Source organism: Pseudomonas sp. P4_C3 (assembly GCF_056402075.1).
In genome coordinates this window covers 79,881-102,529 of sequence record NZ_JBFUIC010000006.1, presented here as the reverse complement: position 1 = coordinate 102,529, position 22,649 = coordinate 79,881, and the positions used below count along the sequence as shown (strand labels likewise).

The 22,649-nt window shown below is 58.9% G+C and carries 11 protein-coding genes and 1 pseudogene; 6 read left to right on the top strand and 6 right to left on the bottom strand.

What is annotated here, in order from left to right; genetic code table 11:
• Window positions 1–79 precede the first annotated feature (79 nt).
• The 4 genes and pseudogenes from AC1DVH_RS03010 to AC1DVH_RS02995 form a co-directional block, all read right to left on the bottom strand.
• The gene (locus AC1DVH_RS03010; protein ID WP_223460049.1) at window positions 80–1,414 is read right to left on the bottom strand and encodes a sigma-54-dependent transcriptional regulator; all 1,335 of its coding nucleotides are present in this window, start codon (window positions 1,412–1,414) and stop codon (window positions 80–82) included.
• On the bottom strand, window positions 1,408–3,174 hold the full coding sequence (locus AC1DVH_RS03005; RefSeq protein WP_477752563.1) for a sensor histidine kinase: 1,767 nt from the start codon (window positions 3,172–3,174) through the stop codon (window positions 1,408–1,410). The genes AC1DVH_RS03010 and AC1DVH_RS03005 overlap by 7 nt, the downstream gene beginning before the upstream one ends.
• A 96-nt stretch (window positions 3,175–3,270) precedes the next feature.
• Entirely contained in the window at window positions 3,271–7,905 is a 4,635-nt protein-coding gene (locus tag AC1DVH_RS03000; protein WP_477752562.1) for a SpvB/TcaC N-terminal domain-containing protein, read from the bottom strand.
• A 208-nt stretch (window positions 7,906–8,113) separates the two neighbouring features.
• A pseudogene (locus AC1DVH_RS02995) lies at window positions 8,114–9,439 on the bottom strand (fumarate hydratase); the annotation flags it as partial.
• A gap of 164 nt (window positions 9,440–9,603) precedes the next feature.
• On the opposite strand from AC1DVH_RS02995, the gene AC1DVH_RS02990 reads away from it, so the two are divergent.
• Genes AC1DVH_RS02990 through AC1DVH_RS02980 form a run of 3 tightly spaced genes read left to right on the top strand, consistent with a single transcriptional unit; the run spans window position 9,604 to window position 12,414 of the window.
• Window positions 9,604–10,710 (top strand): GGDEF domain-containing protein, encoded by a 1,107-nt coding sequence (locus AC1DVH_RS02990; protein ID WP_477752561.1) that lies wholly within the window; start codon window positions 9,604–9,606, stop codon window positions 10,708–10,710.
• Window positions 10,703–11,638, top strand: coding sequence for an iron-sulfur-binding ferredoxin reductase (locus tag AC1DVH_RS02985; RefSeq protein WP_477752560.1), 936 nt, complete (start codon window positions 10,703–10,705; stop codon window positions 11,636–11,638). The genes AC1DVH_RS02990 and AC1DVH_RS02985 overlap by 8 nt, the downstream gene beginning before the upstream one ends.
• 29 nt (window positions 11,639–11,667) lie before the next feature.
• Window positions 11,668–12,414: an enoyl-CoA hydratase-related protein gene (locus AC1DVH_RS02980; protein WP_477752559.1), complete on the top strand. Its 747-nt coding sequence runs from the start codon at window positions 11,668–11,670 to the stop codon at window positions 12,412–12,414.
• Window positions 12,415–12,470: 56 nt separating this feature from the next.
• On the opposite strand, the gene AC1DVH_RS02975 is transcribed toward AC1DVH_RS02980, so the two are convergent.
• Complete coding sequence (locus AC1DVH_RS02975) at window positions 12,471–13,784, bottom strand: hypothetical protein (protein WP_477752558.1); 1,314 nt, start codon at window positions 13,782–13,784, stop codon at window positions 12,471–12,473.
• A 247-nt stretch (window positions 13,785–14,031) separates the two neighbouring features.
• Entirely contained in the window at window positions 14,032–15,483 is a 1,452-nt protein-coding gene (gene pyk, locus AC1DVH_RS02970; RefSeq protein WP_108215066.1) for a pyruvate kinase, read from the bottom strand.
• A gap of 171 nt (window positions 15,484–15,654) precedes the next feature.
• Between pyk and AC1DVH_RS02965 the strand changes: the two genes are divergently transcribed.
• The 3 genes from AC1DVH_RS02965 (at window position 15,655) to AC1DVH_RS02955 (ending at window position 22,573) form a co-directional block, all read left to right on the top strand.
• Complete coding sequence (locus tag AC1DVH_RS02965; RefSeq protein WP_477752557.1) at window positions 15,655–16,029, top strand: tetratricopeptide repeat protein; 375 nt, start codon at window positions 15,655–15,657, stop codon at window positions 16,027–16,029.
• A gap of 250 nt (window positions 16,030–16,279) precedes the next feature.
• Entirely contained in the window at window positions 16,280–16,639 is a 360-nt protein-coding gene (locus AC1DVH_RS02960; RefSeq protein ID WP_477752556.1) for a PilZ domain-containing protein, read from the top strand.
• Between the two features lie 807 nt (window positions 16,640–17,446).
• Window positions 17,447–22,573, top strand: coding sequence for a Tc toxin subunit A (locus AC1DVH_RS02955; RefSeq protein ID WP_477752555.1), 5,127 nt, complete (start codon window positions 17,447–17,449; stop codon window positions 22,571–22,573).
• The last annotated feature ends 76 nt before the right edge of the window (window positions 22,574–22,649 follow it).

Here is a 22,649-nt window from a genome sequence, read left to right as displayed (position 1 = left end):
CCCACAGTAGATCTGTGTACGCCGAGCATTGTGGGAGCGAGCTTGCTCGCGATGGGGCCAGGACAGGCACTGCAGAAACTCAGCTGTCCTGCAAAAACATCTCCCGGCTCAACCCATGCCGCTGCATCTTTTCATTGAAGGTCCGGCGCGGCAGTTGCAGTTCTTCGAGCACCGCTTTCACATCGCCCTTGTGCCGGGTCAGTGCGGCACGCAGGCATTGCGCTTCGAACGCTTCCTGCTGCGCCGCCAGTGACTGGCCGGGCTCGATGCCCAATGGCTCCGGCTCACCCAACCCCAATACCTGACGCTCGGCGACGTTCGCCAGTTCGCGCACATTGCCCGGCCAGTCGTGGCTCAGCAGGTGACTCAACTGTGCGCCGCTCAACGGTGGAAATTTACGTCCCAGCCGTTCGGCGGCGTTTTGGGCAAAGGATTCGAACAGCAAGGGTATGTCTTCCCGGCGTTCGCGCAAGGGTGGCAGGCGTAGTTCTGCGACGTTCAAACGATAGGCCAGGTCTTCGCGAAAACGTCCGGCCCGCGCTTCGTCGAGCAGGTCCGGTTTGGTCGCGGCGATGATGCGCAGATCCACGCGGATGCTCTGGTTCGAACCCAGTCGTTCAAGCTTTTGCTCTTGCAACACCCGCAGCAATTTCACTTGTTGGGCCAGGGGCATGCTTTCGATYTCRTCGAGAAACAGCGTGCCGCCGTCGGCGTACTCCAGTTTGCCAATGCGCTTGCCGGACGCTCCGGTGAACGCGCCGCTCTCGTGGCCGAACAGCTCGGCCTCGAACAATTGCTCGGGGATGGCCGCGCAGTTGAGTGCGACAAAGGGCTTGTCGGCCCGCGGTCCGAAGTCGTGCAGGCAGCGGGCGACCAGTTCCTTGCCGCTGCCGGTTTCACCGCGGATCAATACGTTGACCGGCAGCGCCGCCAGATCGAGAACCTGCCGACGCAGGTTTTGCAGGCCACGGGACACGCCGAGCAACGTGGCATCCAGCTTGGCACGGTTGTCCGCCTGTTCGTGCAGCGCGCGGTTTTCCAGCACCAGCCGGCGCTTGTCGAGGGCGCGGCGCAGGCTGCCGAGCAGGGTTTCCGGGCTGAAGGGCTTTTCGAGGAAATCGTAGGCACCGTCGCGCATGGCCTCGACGGCCATCGGCACATCGCCGTGGCCGGTCAACAGGATCACCGGCAAATCGGCATCCCGGCGTTGCACCTCGGCCAGCAGTTCCAGGCCGGTCATGCCGGGCATGCGCACATCGCTGAGAATCACCCCGGCAAAATGCCTGGGCAATTGCGCCAGGCATTCATCGGCGCGGCTGAACAGCTGCACCTCGAAACCCGACAGGCTCAACCATTGCTCGACGGCACTGCGGATGCTGCTTTCGTCGTCGACCACGATCACTGAGTTCAGCATGCTTCATGCACCTCCAGGTCGATGGGCAAGGTCAGGGTAAACACGGCACCTTTGTCATGATTGCCGGCACTCAGGCGCCCGCCGGATTCGTGAACGATGGCAAACGATACGGCCAAACCGATCCCCAGGCCTTCGCCCACCGGTTTGGTGGTGAAGAACGGATCGAAGACCTTGGACAGGTTCTCTTCGGCGATACCGCCACCATTGTCGATCACGCTCAGGCGCCACAATTGCTCGTCGGCTTCGAGGCGGATTTCCAGGCGTTTGCAGGGTTTGTCCTGCATCGCATCGAGGGCGTTGCGCAGCAGATTGATCAGCACCTGCTCCAGGCGAATCGCATCGCCACGCACCCAGGCCGGGCGGGTCAGGTGCAGCACAGTGCTGACCTGTTCGTCGCGCAGCCGGGTGTCGAGCAGTTGCAGCGACTGGTCCACCACCGCCGCCAGGTCCAGGCGTTCGCGCAAACCGCTGGGGCTTTTGCGGGCGAAGGTTTTCAGGTGGCCGGTGAGGGCGGCCATGCGCGTGAGCATTTCATCCACCGGTTTGAGCGCCTTGTAGGCGTCGTCGACGCGGCCGTGGTCGAGTAGCAGGCGCAAGGTTGCCAACTGCATGCGCTGGGCGGTGAGTGGCTGGTTGATTTCATGGGCGAGGGCGGCGGACATCTGCCCCAGCGCCGCGAGTTTGGCCGATTGCACCAGGCCTTCCTGGGCGGTGCGCAGGTCGCGGGTGCGTTCTTCTACCAGTCGTTCGAGTTCTTCGCGACTGCGCTGGCGCATTTTCGCCAGGCGCCAGCGCTGGTTGAGAAACAGCAACAGGAACACCAGGGTCAGCCACAACCCGGCCGCGGCAAGCGCGGCGTTGCGGCTGTCTTCGAAGGCGACCTGCGGGCGACGCAGCAGGTGCAGGGTCCAGCCCTCGGTGCTCAGCGGCAGGGATTCCCACAAGTAATCGGCCTTGCCGTCCGGGCCATCGACCCGAGTCAGGTCACTGTTATCGTCGAAGCGCCGCAACGACTCAAACGTCAGTGGGGTCAGGGGCTGCTTGTCGTATTGGCGGGTGGTCTTGAGTTCGGCATGATCGCTGTCGCTCAGCGGCTTGAGCAGGCGATAGCGCCAGCCTGGCTGATTGGCGATGAAAATGATCCCGCGTGCGTCGCTGACCAGCAGCGTGTCGCTGCCCTGACGCCACTCCCGCTCCAGTTCGGGAAACTCCAGTTTCACCACCATGGCGCCGAGGAACTGGCCGCCATCATCGCTGACCGCGCTGGAGAGGAAGTAACCGGGAATCCCGCTGGTCACGCCCACGGCATAAAAGCGTCCGGTGCCTTGGGTGCGGGTCTGGTTGAAATAAGGGCGGAAACCGTAGTTGTGACCGACATAGCTGCTGGGCAAACGCCAGTTGCTCGCCGCGATGGCGAGGCCGCTGCGGTCGAGCAATTCCAGGGTCGAGGATTCGGCGGCGCCATTGATCTTTTCCAGTTTGCGGTTCAACGCATCCTGCTGCTCTGGGCTCACCGCCCCCTTGAGCGCCGAGCGCAGTTCCGGGTCCAGCGCCAGCACGGCGGGCAGGGCGCGGTAACGTTCGATCAGGGTATGCAGGGACGTGGCGTACAGCGCCAATTGCTGATTGGCACGGGCCGCGTCTTCGACCATTGACTGGCGCACGGCGTGGCGCATGGCCAGCGTGGCGACGATGGCGGCGCCGGCGATGATCAATAGGGTGTAGAGCGCCAGGCGCAGGGATCTGGAGGTCGGGAGCATGCAATGAACAACAGGCGAAAATGGGGGAAAGCACCATAGCATGTGAACGGTGATCCACACTCACCGAAACGCCTGCGCCAATGTTTCCCCCTTGGCTCAAATCACCAGCGTGTTCTTTCGCCGCTGCACGGGTGGCGGATCAAACAAGTCGTTCTCATCGAACGCAATGGTGTACCAGGTGCGATAGCGTTGTTCCCGGCGCAACGGTTTTTGTTCCGGCGGATTGCCCTGCAACATTTTTTTCGCCAGCACGGTGTGTGTCGGCCGGCCGGCGGCGTCGTAGAACTGCTGGTCGTGGTAACCCGATTCGCGGATCGAAGCGTCATTGATGTAGCGGTAGGCGCTGGCGAAGTAGGGGCGATAGATCCGCACGGTTTCGCCTTTGTTGTTGTACTCGACCCGTTCGCTGACCCGCCAGCGTCGGGCCGCCTGTTCTTCCCTGGGCCGGCCGTTTTCGTCGGGTTCCAGTTCGCCTTTGTCGTTCACTACCCAGGCCAGGCCCGGTTCGACCTCTTGCTTGGTTTGCAGGGAGCGTCCGAAGCCGTCCCAGCAGGCGATGACCGCGCGGATTTGCAGCTCCGGGTCGCCGGGGTAGCGGTCGGCCTGCAGGGTGACGACATGCACCGGTTCGCGATGAGCGTCGTCGAGGTATTGCTGGAGTTGCCGCTCGTTCGCCGAAGGATTCTGCAAGCCTTCGAGGTGCACGCGAGCCCGGCTGCAAAGGTGGCAGTCGGGCAATACAAAACCTTCGGCCTGGGCCCAGGTCAACCAGGGCGCGGGCGCTGCCGGTGGCACTTTACCCATCCAGCTGAAGGGCGCAGAGAACGTGGCCGTGGCGTAATTGCCGATGGCTTTGTTCTTGTCGGCGATAGCGCCGGCCGGGGTGCGGTCTTCCGGTGGCTGGTAACCGCTGAGCGGATCGAAACCGACCTCGACGCCCAGTTCCGTGCCATGGAAGCTGGTCACCAGCACTTCGCCGAAGGCGTTGTAGCGGGCTTCCCAGGTGTTTTGATTGGGGTCGATGATGCCTGCGGGCAGGAACGATCGGTAGTCGATATCGAGGATGCTTGTAGTGCAGCCATCCGGCAGGGTGACGGCGGTGCTCAGGCACCAGTACTCGTCATACGCTACGCAAGTGATGCCATGGCTCTTGGTTTGCTGGAATTGTTCGACGTTAAAGAACCCTGCCAAACCGTGGTAAGTAGGGAAGCTTTTGCGTACGGACCACAGGTAGTTCCTGGCATCGGTCGGGTCTTCGGGTTCACCCTGCACAGCGTCTGGCAAGAACAGATCCATGATGTGGTAACCGACTTCTGGCGATTCGAGTTTCTCCTTGAGGTTGAACGGCATGTCGCCATTTTCGTCCTTGAGCTTGTCGTAGGCGCTCAGGGCGGTGGCGTCCAGTTCGGCGGTTTCCAGGTAGTCGGGCAGGGCGGTGAAGATCAGGTTATCCGGCTCCAGTAATTTGCCTGTGGCCGGATCCTGATAGCGTTGCAGCGACAAACCGGTCAGCACCGCCTTGGCTGCCCAGGCTCCTTCGTCATCGGCCCGGTCAAGGAAGTTTTCGTGGTTGATGTCGACTGGTTTGAGTTCATCCTTTTCCAGGACCAGCGCATTGGCGCGCTGACGATAGGGCAGGCCCAGACGCCAGCCGTCAGGGGCTTCCAAATACCGATACTCGGCTTTGGCCTCGGTCAGATACCAACATTGTTGTGCTGCGTCGTGGGCGTCCAGCCACCATTTGTTTTCGTAGTCTTCATCGCTCTCATCGCCGGGCTGATCGACGCGCAAGGGTGGGCTGTCCTTGTCTGTTTTGCGCCGGGCGTAGTGCACGACAAAACCGTGGGTCAGGCTGCCGAATTTGTCCCACGCCAGATTGAGGGTGTGCTGCACCAAGGGATCGTCAGCCAGCTGCGGTTCGTATTGGTAGGCAATGCTTTCCAGTGCCAGTGACTGCAACACGGCATAGGGGTGATTCTTGCCTTTGGGGCRCAATTGGCGAATGAGAAAGCGGTTCTCCTGCACGGTATAGGGCACGGCCGTTTCGGGATCRTCGTCGGCGGCAAACACCTCCGCGCGCAACACTGAACCGCTGAGGGTGCGGGCCATCTCACGGGCGAGGTCTTCATCAGGACTGATCACGCGTCCCGCTGCGTCGCTGAGGTGATACTCGTGCAGCAGCGTCGTGCGCAGCGGCTCTGCGTTCGTGTCACCGTCGTAGTAACCGTCGTCGCGCATGTCGATGGCGCGGCCGGTATGGAACCAGGTTTTACTCAGAATCGGCGCAGTGAAACCCGGGTTGGAACGCTCCACGGCCGAAGCCTCGGTATCGGTTTGCAACAGCAGGCCGAAACCCCGGAACTCACGTTCGAAACTGTCGTAAAAACCCCGGCGATAGCTGAAGCCCTGGGTCAGTCGATTGCCGGTGATTTCATCGAGCTGGGTCTGCTGGCTCACCAGGTGCATGGCGAACGGCAGATGAGACACCGGGGCTTTGCCGGCGGCGATCAGCTCGGCTTTTTCGTCCAGCCATTCCTGGGCCGAGCTGCGGTAACTCACTCCCGTCACGGCCCCCATGTTGTTGTGGCTGGCATTCACCAGATACGGCTTGGCGCTGACAAAATCGTAGCGCCAGTGTCGGGGTTCCATGTGTGGCACGGTCAGGATCAGGCTGGAACATCCCAGCCCCTGCAGGTCGGCGATGCTCACCTGGCAGAAGCGGTCGTAACGCACGCCTTGCGGCCATGGCATTTTCACATAGTCCTCTTCGAAGCCTTCGCCGCCATGATTCATGTAGATCCGGAAACCGTCCGACTCCAGGTAGATCAGGTCAACCGCGCCCGAGCCGTCCAGGTCCGCCAGCCGCACGCGCGACGAATCGAACTCGGCATATTTGAAATTCAGCTCGCAAAGGACGAAACCTTTGCCGAATTTTCCATGGCCCAGATTCGGCCAGCATTTGACTTCGTTGTGGCGGATGCGGATCAAATGTTGTGTCGCGCTGCCCAGTGGATCGCTGAAAGCCACCAGTTCGGTCTGGGTACTGCTCAACAGGGGAAGCGAGTCGTCGTCATGAGGGACGTTGTTCCCATGGCTGAACCCGACTGCACGACGGCTTGAATACAGCCGCACGCTACGCGGGCCGATCAAGGCCAGATCGGTCAGACCGTCACCCACCAGATCCGCCAACTGCGCCATGGGATGAAAAAACTCCGTGGGGAACGCAGCATAGGCCACGAAGTTCGACCAGGTTCGGTCGGGATTGAGGGTGAAGAACCCGGACAGGCCGGGGCGGGCGATTACCCAGTCGAGCTTGCCGTCGCCGGTCAGGTCGCTGAGGGACTGGCGAATCGGTTTGCTGCTGTCGGCAACGGGAATGCCGGGCAAGCGCTCCCAGTCGCCATAACTTACGTCGTTGCCACCACTGTCGGCGCGCCACGGTTCGCGGTAATACCAGGCCTTGTCGCTGCTGAACAGTACGCCGGGCATGCCCTCGCCATACAAGTCCACCAGTTGATAACGCTGACCGTCATTGAGCCCCGGCATCTCGGGGAACTCGCTATAACCCTCGCGCGTGGGATCAAGTTCAAACGGGTTGTAGAAAAACTCCATGGGCGGGCGACTTTCCATCTGGCCCTGATTGTCATATGCCTGGATGTGCGCGGCAGTCAGATGGTTGTAACCCAGCGGACTCTCGCGGTGCTCAAGCAGCAGGCGCTGGACCAGCACCGGGTCTTTACCCAGTTCTTCGGTGAATTGATGGAACATCAGGACCTGACGGCACAGGCGCCGGGAACCCAATTCAAACCCGTAGGCGTAATTCCAGAAAGGATCCTTGCGCGGTGCCCCCCACTCGCCGCGCTCTATGCCGGGGAGGTCGTAAATCGGTACTTGCGTCAGGTCGGCACTGCGTTCGCCGTAATCGAATAGCAGGTGGAAATGCCAGGCCACGTCTTTCCAGCCATCGACTTTCCATGCATACAGGTTGGCGTTGGCCTGGGCATTTCCGTACAAGACCCGACGCAGGTAACGCTGGCTGCGGTAGTCGCGGAACTGCGGAGCAGCCGGCTCCTCGACTTCCGCCTGGTACAGGTACACCACATGTTCACCGCGCAGGTTCAGGCTTTCATCGATCAGCCACACACCAACATGGGTTTTGTCTTGTGGATCGGCCCGGCGTGATGCCTCGGTTTTTCCGTAGCAATGCAGGCTGCCATCGGCGCCGTGGATCAGCCAGAAGCCGGCCGGGTTGTCAGCATCGTCATCTTTGGTCCAGTGTTCGATCAGATCGAAAGCGCCTTCGACCCGGGGCCAGTAGCGCACGACATGGTGCATGCCAATCTGAACGCCGTTGTACCCGGACACCGTTTTGGAGATCAGTTTGCCGTCGTCACTTTTCTCGGGCATCCACACGTCGCCGCCRGGGCCGACCACCTGATCGTTGCCGTCGTACTTCGGCACGCCCTTGGTAGTGCGCAGCGTGATCGCGTTGGTGGTCAGCCGCCAGCCGATGCCGAATGGACTGTTGCCGACATCGCTGCTGTAACCCAGACCCAGGGTCGGAACCAGATCGCGGTTGGGTGCCTTGCTGATCGGCAGCGGCAACTCCAGCGACGCGGCACCGCTGGTACCCACCGCGCCCCAGCCCTTGCCGATGCTCTGGATGGCGCCGCCGCCTTTGGGGAGGGCGGGGGCGTTGATGTCGAGGGTGCCCTGCTGTTCAGTCGCCATGGAAGTGTCCGCCGTGACAGAGAATGCATCGAGTGCCTTCAAGCTATCAGCGAGGCTGGCGGCTGTAACCTGTCAGATCTGACAGGTCAACCCGGTATTTTTAGAACAAACGGTTCGCTTGTCTCGGTCTTTGATTACTTTTTTTCATGCGTAAAAAAACCGGTCTGCCGTTGCCGACAGACCGGTTCTTACTGTGCGATGTCAGTGCTTACTGCACTTCCACCGCCAGGCTTTCACTGATCTTTTGCTGCCAGATGGCAGGACCTGTGATGTGTACCGATTCGCCCTTGCTGTCGACCGCAACGGTCACAGGCATGTCTTTCACGTCGAACTCGTAGATCGCTTCCATGCCCAGTTCGGCGAAAGCGACAACGCGGGACTTCTTGATCGCTTGCGCCACCAGGTAAGCCGCGCCGCCGACTGCCATCAGATAAACGGCCTTGTGGTCCTTGATCGCTTCGATCGCAGTAGGGCCGCGCTCGGACTTGCCGATCATGCCCAGCAAACCGGTCTGCTCGAGGATCTGACGGGTGAACTTGTCCATCCGCGTCGCGGTGGTAGGACCGGCCGGGCCAACCACTTCGTCACCGACCGGATCGACCGGGCCGACGTAGTAGATGAAGCGACCCTTGAGGTCCACCGGCAGGGTTTCACCCTTGTTCAGCATCTCGACCATGCGCTTGTGCGCAGCGTCGCGACCGGTGAGCATCTTGCCGTTGAGCAGGACGGTTTCGCCCGGCTTCCAGCTCTGCACTTCTTCCGGGGTCAGGGTATCGAGATTGACACGACGGGCCGACGGGCCGGCTTCCCAGACGATTTCCGGGTAGGCGTCCAAAGGTGGCGCTTCCTGGGCAACCGGGCCGGAACCGTCGAGCACAAAGTGCGTGTGACGGGTGGCGGCGCAGTTCGGGATCATGCACACCGGCAGCGAAGCGGCGTGGGTCGGGTAGTCCATGATCTTCACGTCGAGCACGGTGGTCAGGCCGCCGAGGCCCTGGGCACCGATGCCCAGCTGGTTGACCTTCTCGAACAGCTCCAGGCGCATTTCTTCAATGCGGTTCTGCGGGCCACGGGCTTTCAGCTCGTGAATGTCGATGGATTCCATCAACACTTCCTTGGCCATGACCGCGGCTTTCTCGGCGGTGCCGCCGATGCCGATGCCGAGCATGCCCGGTGGGCACCAGCCGGCGCCCATTTCCGGGACGGTTTTCAGCACCCAGTCGACGATCGAGTCGGACGGGTTGAGCATGGCCATCTTCGACTTGTTCTCGGAACCGCCGCCCTTGGCCGCCACGTCCACTTCCACGGTGTTACCCGGAACGATGGAGTAGTGGATGACGGCCGGGGTGTTGTCCTTGGTGTTCTTGCGAGCGCCCGCCGGGTCGGCGAGGATCGAAGCACGCAGGACGTTTTCCGGCAAGTTGTAGGCGCGACGTACGCCCTCGTTGATCATGTCGTCCAGGCTCATGGTGGCGCCATCCCAGCGCACGTCCATGCCGACACGCACGAACACGGTAACGATACCTAGATTTTTTACTTAAGAACAACAACAAAAGATCGCAGCCTGCGGCAGCTCCTACAGGGGAATCGGGTCAACCTGAAAATTGGATGGTCATTTATCGGTCACACCACTAAAGTGACATTCGGTCTGTAGAGTAGGACGCTCTGTCAGTCTCCTTTCATTCGGTGAATCAACGATTGACCCATAACGCCATCCAGCGCCTGTTGCTCAAACGTTTCGCCCTCGCGGCCGGCACCTATGCCCTGGCATTGCTGTTGCTGTGGCTGGCGTTTTTTACCGGTCACTACGATGCGCCGCTTTCCAGTGTCATCATCGGCAGCACGCTGGTGGTGATCAGCCAGGCCTCCCTGTTCGCGGTGTTTTACAGCGGCTACAACCTGCGTTTCGCCGACCCCAGCCTGACCGAGGCGCAAGTGTTGCTGGGGCTGGGGTGGCAAACCTGGCTGATCGCTCATCTGGACGAAGCCCGGGGTGCGTTTCTGGTGTTTTACGTGCTGATCCTGCTGTTCGGCCTGTTCCATCTGTCACGCCGGTCTTTAGTACGGTGCGCGCTGCTGGTGTTTATCAGTTTCAGTGCGATCACGCTGTGGGAGGGCTACCACTTCCAGCTGCCTGACCCGGCCATGGCGGTGCTCCAGGTCTGTGTGCTGTTCATCGTGCTGGTGTGGCTGGTGCTGTATGCCCGCTATGTCCAGGCCTCGCGACAACGCATGCGCCAGCGGCGTTTTGCCTTGCAGGCGCATCAGGACACGTTGCGCGGGATGATGCGCCAGCTCGAAGACCTGGTGGCCACCGACGAGCTCACGGGTCTGTTCAATCGTCGGCATTTCCTGCACCTGGCTTCGCGCGAATTGAACGCCATGGACGCGGGTGTCGTGCATGGCCTGGCGCTGATCGACCTTGACCATTTCAAGCGCATCAACGACCTGCACGGCCATGCCGCCGGCGATCAGGTGCTGCAAGCCTTTGCCGGCGTTGCCTCCGCGTGTCTGCGCGACGGTGATGTTCTGGCCCGCTACGGCGGCGAAGAGTTCGTGGTACTGCTGCCCGATTGCGATGCCGACAGTTTGACTTCGTGCTGCGAACGGCTGCGCATCGCGTTCACCGATGTCGAGCTGATCGGTCTGAATGTGCGCAACCTCAGCCTGTCCGCCGGCATGACCCTGCTGGAGCGGGGCGACGATCTCGATGACGCCTTGCAACAAGCCGATCAGGCGCTCTATCGCGCCAAGCGTGACGGCCGCAACCGATGCGCGGCGGCGTGGGAGAACGTCGATGCCTGAGCTGCGGGTCGGCGAGCGCAATTGGTCGGTGGCGGCGGGCAGCAATCTGCTCGACGCGCTGAACCAGAACGGCGTGCCAGTGCCTTACAGTTGCCGCGCCGGCAGTTGTCATGCGTGCCTGGTGCAGTGTGTACGGGGCCTGCCGAGCGACAGCCGCCCCGATGCCCTGAGTGCACAACAGCGTGAACAGGGTTGGCGCCTGGCATGCCAGTGCCAGGTGGTCGAGGACTTGCAGGTGCACGCCTTCGACCCGCAACTCGATGGCCATCCGGCAGAGGTCGCGGCGGTAGATTGGCTGAGCGCCACGGTGCTGCGATTGCGGGTAATCCCCCAGCGACCGTTGCGCTATGGCGCTGGCCAGCACCTGGTGTTGTGGGCGGGTAGCGTGGCGCGGCCATATTCCCTCGCCAGCCTGCCGCAAGAAGACCGCTTTCTGGAGTTCCATCTCGATTGTCGCAAGCCCGGGGAATTCAGCGATGCCGCCAGGCAATTGCGCATCGGCGATCCGATCCGCCTCGGTGAGCTGCGCGGCGGTGCCTTGCATTACGATCCGGACTGGCACGCCCGGCCGTTGTGGTTGATGGCGGCCGGTACCGGGTTGGGGCCATTGTTTGGTGTATTGCGCGAAGCGCTGCGGCAGGATCACCAAGGCGCCATCCGCGTCATTCACCTGGCCCATGATGCCGATGAGCACTACCTGGCCAGCCCCCTGCAAGCCATGGCCGCCAGTCGTCCGAACCTGAGTGTCGAACTGTGGACCCCGGCCGAGTTGCCGGCGGCTTTGGCGCAACTGCGGCTTGTTTCGCGGCAAACCCTGGCCTTACTCTGCGGAGCCCCCGACAGTGTCGACGCCTTTGCCCGGCGCCTGTATCTGGCGGGATTGCCGCGCAATCAACTGCTGGCCGATGTGTTCCTGCCCCGTGGTTGAGCGCTGACTTTTCAGACGCGAGACCTGCCATGACCGATGCCATCCAAGTTGAACGCGAACGCGGCCTGTTGACCCTGCGCCTGAATCGCCCGGACAAGAAAAATGCCCTGACCCGCGCCATGTACAGCCACTTGGCCGATGCGCTGAAACAGGCCGACAGCGACCCCGGGATCAATGCCGTGCTGATCACCGGCTCTGCCGAATGCTTTACGGCCGGCAACGACATCGCCGATTTCATTCAGCAACCACCGAGCGGCCTCGACAGCCCGGTATTCCATTTCATGCTCAACTTGCTCGAATGCCGCAAACCGGTGATCGCCGCCGTGGCGGGGGCGGCGGTGRGGATCGGCACGACGATGCTGCTGCATTGCGATCTCGTCTATATTAGCCGTGATGCGCGATTGCGCATGCCCTTCGTCAATCTCGGGCTCTGCCCGGAGTTCGGTTCCAGCCTGCTCTTGCCTCGATTGCTCGGGCATGCAAAAGCGGCGGAATTGTTGCTTCTCGGCGAAGGTTTCAGCGGTGAACAAGCCGCCGAGTGGGGTATTGCGACCGAGGCGTTGGGCAGTGGCAAAGCGGCGCTGGCCAAGGCGTGGGAGATGGCGCTGCGTTACGAGTCGCTGCCACCGGAGGCGGTGCGCATCAGCAAGCAATTGATGAAGGCCCCGGACCGGAAGCTGCTGCGCAAAGTGATCGAAGAAGAGGGCGCGTTGTTCACCCAACGACTGCGCTCGCCGGAGGCGATTGCGGCGTTGTCGGGTTTTATCAACAGGTAGACAAAAGGCAACGGCTCAGTAGGTTGCGCGTTGCCTTCCGAAAATATCAGTACTCTTCAGGCGCCGTTTAAAAGCCGGGTAACGATGACCGCTCTGCCATAAAAGCCATCATGGTCATTTCCTACCGCCAGTATTTTTCCGTCGGATTGCATACTCATTCCGTGAGCGAGGGGGCGGTAGCCGCGAATGTCGGGAATAATCCAGCCTTTGCCTTTCCCAAAGGTTGTGTCGCGGCGACCATTAGCCAGGTACCGCGCGGTGACAAAATTCAAAGTTCGAGCGCCATCGATGTATCTTCCCGAGGCAATAATTTTTCCATCTTTGAACCCCATGCCCAAAAACATGACAGTATCAGAACTGTCAAACTTCTCCTCTACATGAGCGCCTTGATTAAACGTCCTGTCGATCTGGCCCCCGGATGTATAAGCCGCCAGCAAGCCACGACGGTCGGAGAAACCAAAACCCGCGGCGACAGTCCGCCCATCAGGCAGTACTGCAAGGGAAGTAAATTGAAAACTTGGCCCTTCCAAAACCTTGTATCCGGCTTCCGCAAAGGTTTTGTCAAAACCTCCATCAGTATTGATGCGAGCCAGTAGGGCGCCAGAGCCGGCCCATCCGCATACTGTGATTTTTCCATCCTGCACGACGATGTCATTAAACGAGCTGCGCACATTGAGTACTTCAGACAGGGACACGTAACCTGTTCCGTTAAACGACAGCTCTGGCTTACCGTCGTTATCAAAACACATCACCCGTGCGATAAGCCCTGTTGCTGGTTCAAACGCTGCGGAAATAACATAAATCTTGCCGTCTGCCACATGGACGCTGCGGCTTGACGAGGTGTTACCGAACTGCATGACTTCTGAGCTCAACGACTGATCAGAATCGATTTCAGAAGATGGGTTGATAAGCAAGATGCCGTCGTTACCGAAGCTATCGTCCAACTCCCCTTTATCGGTCAAGCGAACCAGGTAACTCGCCTGCGTCGACGCGCCGTCTCCCGCAACGTGGCGACCTACCGTTACAAGAATTTTGCCTTCTGCGCCACTGCCCAGATAGACGATTTGAAAGGGCGTTGTGCCTAAGCCGTCGCTGCCAGGGCGTGGGAGCCTGACGTGTTTGGTGCCAGCTAGGCCGAAACCATGATCAAGCGTGCCATCGCTCAAAACCCGAGTAAGGGAAAAATGCTCAGCTAGCACTGTGTCCTGTGACCAGCTGCTTCCCGCAATATAGATTTTGCCGTTGGGTGCTTCAGAAACAAGCTGGCCGTTAGTGATCATGAAATCGGCGTATTTCAGCACCAGTATTCCGTCTTTTAATGGCCCAAAATTCGGGTCGAGTTCACCGGGGTCGAGCTGCGATGCAGTCATTTTTCTCATCCTTTAATAAATAGATTATTTAACTTCAGCGAGTTTAATAAACGACGACAGCATTCAATTGCGGCTATCGATCATCCATATTCGCCAAGCTCAATCGTATTTAGCGAGACGTGCAGAATGCTGCCTACTGTCACATCTGATAGGTGAGGGCTTAGTAAAAGTTTAATTGCCTGTTTTCATTACAAAAAAAGCCCCGCCATTCACATGGCGGGGCTTTTGTTTTTCAGCAAGCGCTCACTCAGACCATCGGATCGCCAACGTGCAGGATCTTCATGCCGTTGGTGCCGCCGGTGGTGTGGTAGCTGTCGCCCTTGGTCAGGATGACCCAGTCGCCTTTCTGTACTACGCCGCGCTTGACCAGTTCGTCGATCGCCTTCTGGCTGACTTCGTTCGGCGCCAGCGAAGCCGGGTCGAACGGGATGGTGTAGACGCCACGGAACATCGCCGCGCGAGCCTGGGCTTCGCGGTGTGGGGTGAACGCGTAGATCGGCACCGAGGAACGGATGCGCGACATGATCAGCGGGGTGTAGCCACTTTCGGTCAGGGCGATGATCGCTTTCACGCCCGGGAAGTGGTTGGCGGTGTACATGGTCGCCAGTGCGATGCTTTCGTCGCAGCGTTCGAACTCTTTGCCGATGCGGTGGCTGGAGGTCTTGCTGGTCGGGTGCTTTTCGGCACCGATGCAGATGCGCGCCATGGCCTGAACGGCTTCCAGCGGGTACAGGCCAGCGGCGCTTTCGGCCGAGAGCATCACGGCGTCGGTGTAGTCGAGCACGGCGTTGGCTACGTCGGAAACTTCAGCGCGGGTCGGCATCGGGTTCTGGATCATCGACTCCATCATCTGGGTCGCGACGATCACCGCCTTGTTGTGGCGGCGTGCGTGCAGAATGATCTTCTTCTGGATGCCCACCAGCTCGGCGTCGCCGATTTCCACGCCCAGGTCACCACGGGCAACCATCACCGCGTCGGATGCCTTGATCAGGCCGTCGAGGGTTTCGTCGTCGGCCACGGCTTCGGCACGTTCGATCTTCGCCACCAGCCAGGCGGTGCCGCCGGCTTCGTCGCGCAGTTGACGGGCATATTCCATGTCGGCGGCGTCACGCGGGAAGGATACCGCGAGGTAGTCGACTTCCATTTCCGCAGCGAGCTTGATGTCAGCCTTGTCTTTTTCAGTCAGGGCCGGAGCGGTCAGGCCGCCACCGCGACGGTTGATGCCTTTGTGGTCGGACAGCGGGCCGCCGATGGTCACTGTGCAGTGCAGTTCGGTGGCCGTGGCAGTATCGACGCGCATCACCACGCGGCCGTCGTCGAGCAGCAGCTCGTCGCCCACGCCGCAGTCCTTGACCAGGTCCGGGTAGTCGATGCCGACCACTTGCTGGTTGCCTTCGGTCAGAGGATGGCTGGTGGAGAAGGTGAATTGATCACCGATCTTCAGCTCGATCTTCTTGTTGGCGAACTTGGCGATACGGATTTTCGGGCCTTGCAGGTCACCCAGCAGGGCGACGAAGCGGCCGTGCTTGGCGGCGAGGTCACGCACCAGCTTCGCGCGAGCCTTGTGCTCGTCGGGGGTGCCGTGGGAGAAGTTCAGGCGGGCGACGTCCAGGCCAGCCAGAATCAGCTGTTCGAGAACTTCCGGCGAGTTACTGGCCGGGCCAAGGGTAGCGACGATTTTGGTACGACGGACGGACATGCAATGACTCCTGAGTTCAAGCGCTGAGTGAGGCTACTACGCTCCGATGTTGTAGTCATTGTTCGTTTGCACTACTTATTTCTTTCTTTATTGAACCCTGCAACTTTGCGTCCGGTAGCCTGAAGATTTCCGACGATGGGCCGATACAGGGCACAAGACAGGAGATCCCCCATGCGATTCGTGCTCATTGCCGCCCTAGCCCTCAGCGTCACGGGCTGCACCCGTTGGTCGATGAACCATCATTTGAACAATGCCTACAGCGCCTATGACCGGGGCAATTGCGAGCAGGTGATGCTCGAGCTGTCCAAGGTCGAACGCGACAGCCGCGCGCGGCCTTACGTGTGGCCGGAAGTGTCAATGATGCGCGGTCAGTGCCTGGAGCGGCAGAAGATGTATATCGATGCGGTTCAGACCTATCAGTTCATCATGGCGTCTTATCCACAGAGCGAGTACGCCTACCGCGCCCATGCCCGCATTGAAACCCTGCAGAGCCTGGGCCACTATCCGACGCGCAGTGCGGCGGCGGTGCGTCCGACGCAGTTCTGATCACACTTGTCATCTATAGCTGGCCGGCCGGCGGTGGTGAGCTATAGTCGAATAAACCGGTTTAGAGCCTGGTTTCTAAATCGACGTAACACCTGTGATCGGCAGGAGTAAGCGGCAGCAGTTCATGGACTGTCGCACCGGGATCGGGGAGAGCGCGCCCATTGCCTGGCTTTTATTTGATAAGGGCAGGCAGGCCCGTTCCGAAGCATTAGTGCGGCCCTGCTTAAGGGTCTTGCTGGGCGAATTGCGCATGTTCACTGACCGCCGGATCGAGCGGCATCAACTGCCGTATTTTTTGAGAGTGTTCAACAGCGTCACCGACAAACCGATTGGCTTTCTGGGCAACGTCTCCGAAGACGGGCTGATGCTCATCAGCCAATTGCCGATGATGATCGGCGCGGACTTCGAATTGCGCCTGAAAATCCCCGCCAGCGACGGCATCTTGCAGATCATCGATGTGCAGGCGTGTTGTCTGTGGTGCCACGAAGACGCCACCCCCCACCATTACGACGCCGGGTTCAGCCTGCAACGGGCACCGCCGGAGTATGGGCAGTTGGTGGAGGCGTTGAAGCAGTATTTCAGTTTTCTGCCGTTGCCTGCCTCTGCATGAACGCACGGCTTTTTCTGTAGGAGCACAGCTTGTTGGCGATAGCGGTTTCGCACCTGCCATCGCCGACAAGACGTGCTCCTACAGGTCGGTGTTGCCAGCAATCTAGTGCCCGCAGGGACACTACCTCGGGCTGATCGTTTGTTAGTTATCCAGCGACTTCTCAGCCAGCAAATGAGCGCAAGTGATCAATTGCACCTACTAACAACCGTTCATCTGGACTGTCAGAATTTACAGTAGTCATGTAGAGGGCTTTCGATTTACTAATGATCGGAGTCTGTTGAAACTTCTAAAGCGGGAGATCGAAATGATAGAAGAGCAACCAAACAACGTTAAACCCTTGGCCAACGTCAATCCTCCAGACATCCTCAGTCCGGTTGTAGACTCATTTTATCGTTCACCCGTAAGAGCCAGCTTTAGGGGGACGGGTGGGCAGACCTCACCAGTTTTTTTTGAAAGCAACTTTTTCCCGAGTGGGGGGAGGGAAGAGGGACGGTTAGTAGGCAACAGTTTTACATACGACCAACCACTTAATCCGGGGCCCCATAAGTATGACTGCCGACTGTCCGGTGCCGCTGGACATGATTCCGACTATACGTTCATTGATTGGTTTTATGTACTGACCCCCCCTGAGTAAATGTTCTGATCTTCTCCTTCAGCAAGTATTTCAAACGCATTTACCGTTCGTCTGACTTGTCACAAGTGACAGGTGTAATGTTCCCATGGTTTCGCGTAAAAAAACCGCAAGCAATCGCTCTTCCGCTTTCAGGAGTATTTAGAGCGCACACCCTGGCCTGCTGGAGATTCATGATGAGCAAGGACTACTTTAACCCACCCCTCAAGCAACTTTTCGAGTTGGCACCAGGCACCCTCGACCACTCTATCCAGGTCAACTACGAGAGCTTTATCAACGAGGGCGGCACGGTTTTCGAGATGTTGAAAATGGGACGTCAGGGTGTGGTTGATGCGTTCGGACTGCACAGCCGGCAAGCACAAGTGCTGTTGGACAAAGCCATGAGTCTGGCGGTGTACACCGCTCGCGAATTTCGCGAGCAACGCCTGGTAAGGCCGGGACCTGCCAATCCACTGCATCGAACCGGTATCCGGGCGTTGGTGAAAACCCCCACCTTCGATGACTTGTTCGACCCTGACTGGGAAAATGCCAGCCCCTCACATAGCCCGGATTCGAGCATTTCCCCGGCGGCGTATTTTCTGCGGTTGGTGTTGCTGGCCCGGGATCTCGAGGCTCGCGCCAAGGGCGGTGCAGGGCTGATCACTTTCGAAACCCGGCGCCCGGATCTCATTCAGCTCGTCATTGATACAACCAGCATGTTTCAGATCAAACCAACGGTCACCTTGGTCAATGAAGTGCTGGAAAGCATCATCAGAACGTATCTGGCGACTGTATTGCAGCAAGATCAAGTCGTCGATGACACCTTGCTGGAAACACGTTTTCCGCATCGCTCGATGCCTTTCGAGTGGTATGCAGAACAATACAAGCTGGTATTGGCAGAAAACGAACTATCGTTGGGTGAAGTGGTGCGGTCCATCGATCTGAGCGCTCCCTACTTCAAACAGCCAGGCGCTCGCGGTGATCTTTCGGATATTGCACTTCATCAGTCTTGCAATATCGGGCCGCAAGGGCAGCGATTGTTGACCGAGAGTTTTGTTGCGCCCACCCAGGCGCAAAAATTCTACAAAGACAACTTTGGTACCTCTGAAGCGAACTTGCTGGATTCGGTGCACTTCTGCGCCCAGACCTCGATTGATGCGAACACATTGACCTCGTTGTTATCCATTGAAGAATACGCGCCGACACGCTCCGCGAATGTGGACACAGTGATAGTGCCGCGGGCGTCACCCAAGACCTTTGGTTCGGTCTTCATCAACTATGGTGACGCTGAAGCAATGGATCTGTCCGCTCCGGTCAGGGGAGGGACGCGAAAGTTTATCAATCACAGCCTCAACCGCTTTGACCGGATAAACCGCATGTTGCGTCTGAGCCGCTGGCTGAATCTGCCCCCAGACCAGTGTGATCGGCTGGTCATGGCCGCGTTCAATGCTGAGTCTCGGGGTGAAATCCTTGGTTCCGAAACCCGAAAGCGTGAGTTGGCAGCCAAGCCGTTCAGGATTAGCAACAATACTCTTCGAGCCATCGGCCTCTTCCAGGAGTTTCGTCTGCGGTTCGGGTGTACCGCAGAGCAATTTGGCGCACTGATTGATGAAATTTCCCCTTATGGGCGCGGTGAGGAACTTTCACAGTTCGACCGGATTTTCAACGTTCTGGCGTTGTTCGACACACCTTTGAAACTGGACGACGGCTTTTTCGCCATCGAACCGCAAACTCGCGCTGACAAGCGCACCGTCGATCAGATTTGCAGCAGCCTGGGCATCAACCAGGAGACCTGGCGCTATCTCGCACGCTTCGTAGCCAAGAGCTACAACCTGAGGGACGAACTGCAACGCAGCCTGCCCATACTTTCTTCCTTTTATCGCCTGGTATTGCTGGCGTCTTTTTTGCGCATCAGTTCAATAGAGCTGGCGGCATTGCTGGAAACCTTAAGTGAGAGGGGGGCAAGTGAGGTGCTCGAACGAGTACTCGGCGAGGCTCGTCTGGTGGTAACCGGCACCAGCGGTATCGGTGATGTACTGAGTGTGATGCATGCGGTGCAATCGTGCGTGCAATGGGCACAGGAAAATAACGTGAGCGTGCCTTGGCTGGTGCAGCATGTGGCCCCTGTCATTGCCCCCCCCATGGCAACCGAAGCGGACATTGTTTTGCTGCAAGAGATTCACACCCGATTGCAGCCGGTGCGGCTTACCGAGGAGGCGCTTCAAGCGGCGGGCGTGCCACAAAGTAACGACATGGATGCGCAAGGTTGGCTGTCGCTGCTTGATCAGTTGGTAGATCGCGATGGCCTGGTGTGGAACCTTCCCAACGACGAGAACGATTACGATCGGGCCGTTGCGGAGATTCAGGCGGCGGTGATGTTGGCAGATGTTCCGCAAGCCGATGTCGATCGGGTGCGCACGGTCATTCTGGCGCTGGTGCTGCAGGCCAGGGATGCCCAATGCGCAGTGGTCCAGGAAAGTTTGTCGGTGTATTTGAGCCTGTCGCAGGACCTGATACTGCCACTGCTCAAATGGGTCAACACGGGCGGCGTCTACCTGTTGCTGATGGAGACCACTCGGGCCCTGGGCGCGGTCACTTCAGGCGCCGAGAAGGTCAATGTCGGTGATGATGTGCTGAACCTGCTGGCGCACCTGATACGGCGAGCCGAAGTCGTTRCAAAACTTTCGTTGAGCTCGGCGATGCTGGTGGCTTTGACCGCTCGACAGAACTGGATGTGGTTCGGTCTGAGGAATCCAGACGAACTTACCCTTAACACGTTGTATCAACTGACGCTTTTTCAGCGAGCTGTTACACACGCCGGGCAGCCTGCCGAAAAACTCTTGCATTACATGGAACTGGTCAATGGGCTTCCGGCCGTCCTGACGCCGGAGGATATGCGGCTGATTCGTGATTCAGCGGCAACCCAGCTGGCTGATGTCCTGAAGTGGGGTGTCAGAGAGGTGCTCGAGTGCATTCTCTATCTGGTCCCATCGATGCCGATCGTCCGTGATCTGACAACCCTGGACACGCTGCTGCGCATTCGTGAGCTTGCGACCCGCAGTGGGCTGGATGCAAAGGCCATTATTCGATTGGGGGCACTCACGCCCGAAAGCGACAAGCATGCCTGGCGCAACGCAGCAGAACACGTGCTGGAATGTTTGTCCGAGTCAGCGGTTCAAGGGCAATCTCAGGAAGTCGGTGAGATGGGACAAAGCGTGACGTACGAAATCAGGTGCATCAACGACACCCTGATTGCCAATGTGGCCAATCAAGTCGCGTTGATCGAACTCACGTTGCGTGATCTCACCAACCAGGTTTTGCGCAACATTACGGTGTCCTGGAGTTGTGATCGTCCGGGGTTGCTGGAGGAAACGTCCACTACCGATCATGAAGGCCGTGCGGTGATTCGCTTCAAACCGGAAAAGGGGCCGTGGATGGGGGCGGTGCAAGTCAAAGGCACCTACGGCCTGGCTCAAGTGGTTTATGCACCGAAAATCATTGTCGATTGTGACGAACTCTCCCTGGGCTTTTCTCTGGATAGCACACCGGATCCCGAGCTCGACGATACCTTTTTGGCTGGCGGCAGTGCTTTCTTTTCGGTGTATGTCGGTCTTGCAGACCGTTACAACAATCCTGGTGTTGGACGAGCGGTAGCGTTTGCCGGGCGGGGTGTCGTCGCGGATCCTCTGTTAGCGATCACTGACGAAGCAGGTATCGCCAGAACCAGGGTCAGAAGCATTGAACCTGTGAGTGAAGCGAGCCTGGTCGCCAGTTATAGCACCAAGGATTCGTTGGTCATCAACAACATCACCTTTGTCGACAACCCTGCTATCAAACTTCTTGAGGTGGTGTCGATGGCTGTTGTCGGGGAGCCGCTGGTGCTTCGTTGTCATGTGGTGGGGCTAGGCAAGCAACCGTCGCCGGGTGTGGAGGTCGAGTTGTATTCCGATGCCGGACAAGAGCCGATCGGCACGGTTACCACTACGCAAGACGGTATCGCGGAATTTACCGTGCAGGGTATTGAAGCAGGAAAACACACTTACATCGCCAAGGTAACAATGGACGAGCAGCGACTTGAAGTCGACGTGGTCAGCGCAGCGGTGATCCACGGAGAGTCAGCAGAGTATCTCTATCCGGTGGCGGGTGCGGGTACTCCGACCTTGTTGTGGGTAACGGTCAGGGAGGAGGCACATAACCAGGCCAGGCTGATTGCCAACTGTCCGATCTGGTGGAGTGTCACAGGCCCGAATGGCACACCATCAACACCGGTCAACTTTCCAACCGACGCCTCGGGGCGTTCGACCTATCCCTTCGAGGCCGATGCGGCAGGCGACTATGTGGTGACCGCCATTCGCAAGGCTACTGAGGACAAGCGCACCTTCACTCTTCAAGTGGTGCCGGCCATTGACTGGACGTTCACGTTGACCGACACGACGACGCGAACTGTTGTCAGTCACGCGACCGCCAAAGAGCCGCTGGCGTTTATCAGAGGTCGAACCTACAGGCTCGATATCGAGTTGCCGGGCTCGGTCGATCTGAAAGACGCCCGTGCGATGCTGGCCTGGAGCAGTGAGTTCTCGGCGAAAGGGCTGGGAATGATGTTCGACCCGCCAACCGGTGCCTACGTGGTAATCGGCGAAGACAAAATCCTCAGCTGGAACATCGACTGCAGGGATCTTCGTAACGGTAGCTTTGATCTGACTTTTTATTGTAATCGGCTCAATCAGCGACTGGTGTTGCCTGGTCGCCTGGATGCACCACCACCGGTTCTGGTGTATCCCGTCAATGGCGATAAGGTGGAGGTTCAACCGCTGCTCAACGGTAGGGGCAGCCCATCGGCCCAGATTTATGTATTCGAAGGTCGGGAGGGGTCGCTGCTGGCCAGGACCAGCGTGGGCAATGATGGTAAGTGGTCCGTGAGGACTACCGAGCCGCTGTCGACAGGGCCGCATGTGTTTTCGGTCAAGCAGCGACACATCGACACAACTGAGGCGTGGGCACCGGATGTGCGCGTGAATGTTGATGGCCGCTTTGTTGAAAAGGTAAAAATTATCAGTCCGCTCTCGAAAAGCACCGTCAAGGTCGGGACCTGGATCGAGGGGGTGGGCATGCCAGGTGTTGAGGTGCGCATTGTCAAAGCGGGATCGGAAATCACTATTTATGCCCAGGGAATGGTCGGTGCAGAGGGTCGCTGGCGAGTTCAGTTCAAATCAAACTTCGGACCAGGCACTTACTCGTGTGGCACAGCATTTTATGTTGAAGGCGAAAGAGTGTCCGATTGGGTGCTGCCGGCCTATGAGTTGACGTTTATTGCCAGAGGCTAAAAGTGTTAACGGGTGCTAAAAAAGGAACAGTTGTCATCAGGTGATGCCGGCGGTATCGCCGCTTTGAAGTTTTCTT

Coding starts and splice junctions, on each gene's coding strand:
- AC1DVH_RS02985 (WP_477752560.1), top strand. CDS start 10,703: ATGCCTGAGCTGCGGGTCGGCGAGCGCAATTGGTCGGTGGCGGCGGGC.
- AC1DVH_RS03005 (WP_477752563.1), bottom strand. CDS start 3,174: ATGCTCCCGACCTCCAGATCCCTGCGCCTGGCGCTCTACACCCTATTG.
- AC1DVH_RS02960 (WP_477752556.1), top strand. CDS start 16,280: ATGTTCACTGACCGCCGGATCGAGCGGCATCAACTGCCGTATTTTTTG.
- AC1DVH_RS02965 (WP_477752557.1), top strand. CDS start 15,655: ATGCGATTCGTGCTCATTGCCGCCCTAGCCCTCAGCGTCACGGGCTGC.
- AC1DVH_RS02975 (WP_477752558.1), bottom strand. CDS start 13,784: ATGACTGCATCGCAGCTCGACCCCGGTGAACTCGACCCGAATTTTGGG.
- pyk (WP_108215066.1), bottom strand. CDS start 15,483: ATGTCCGTCCGTCGTACCAAAATCGTCGCTACCCTTGGCCCGGCCAGT.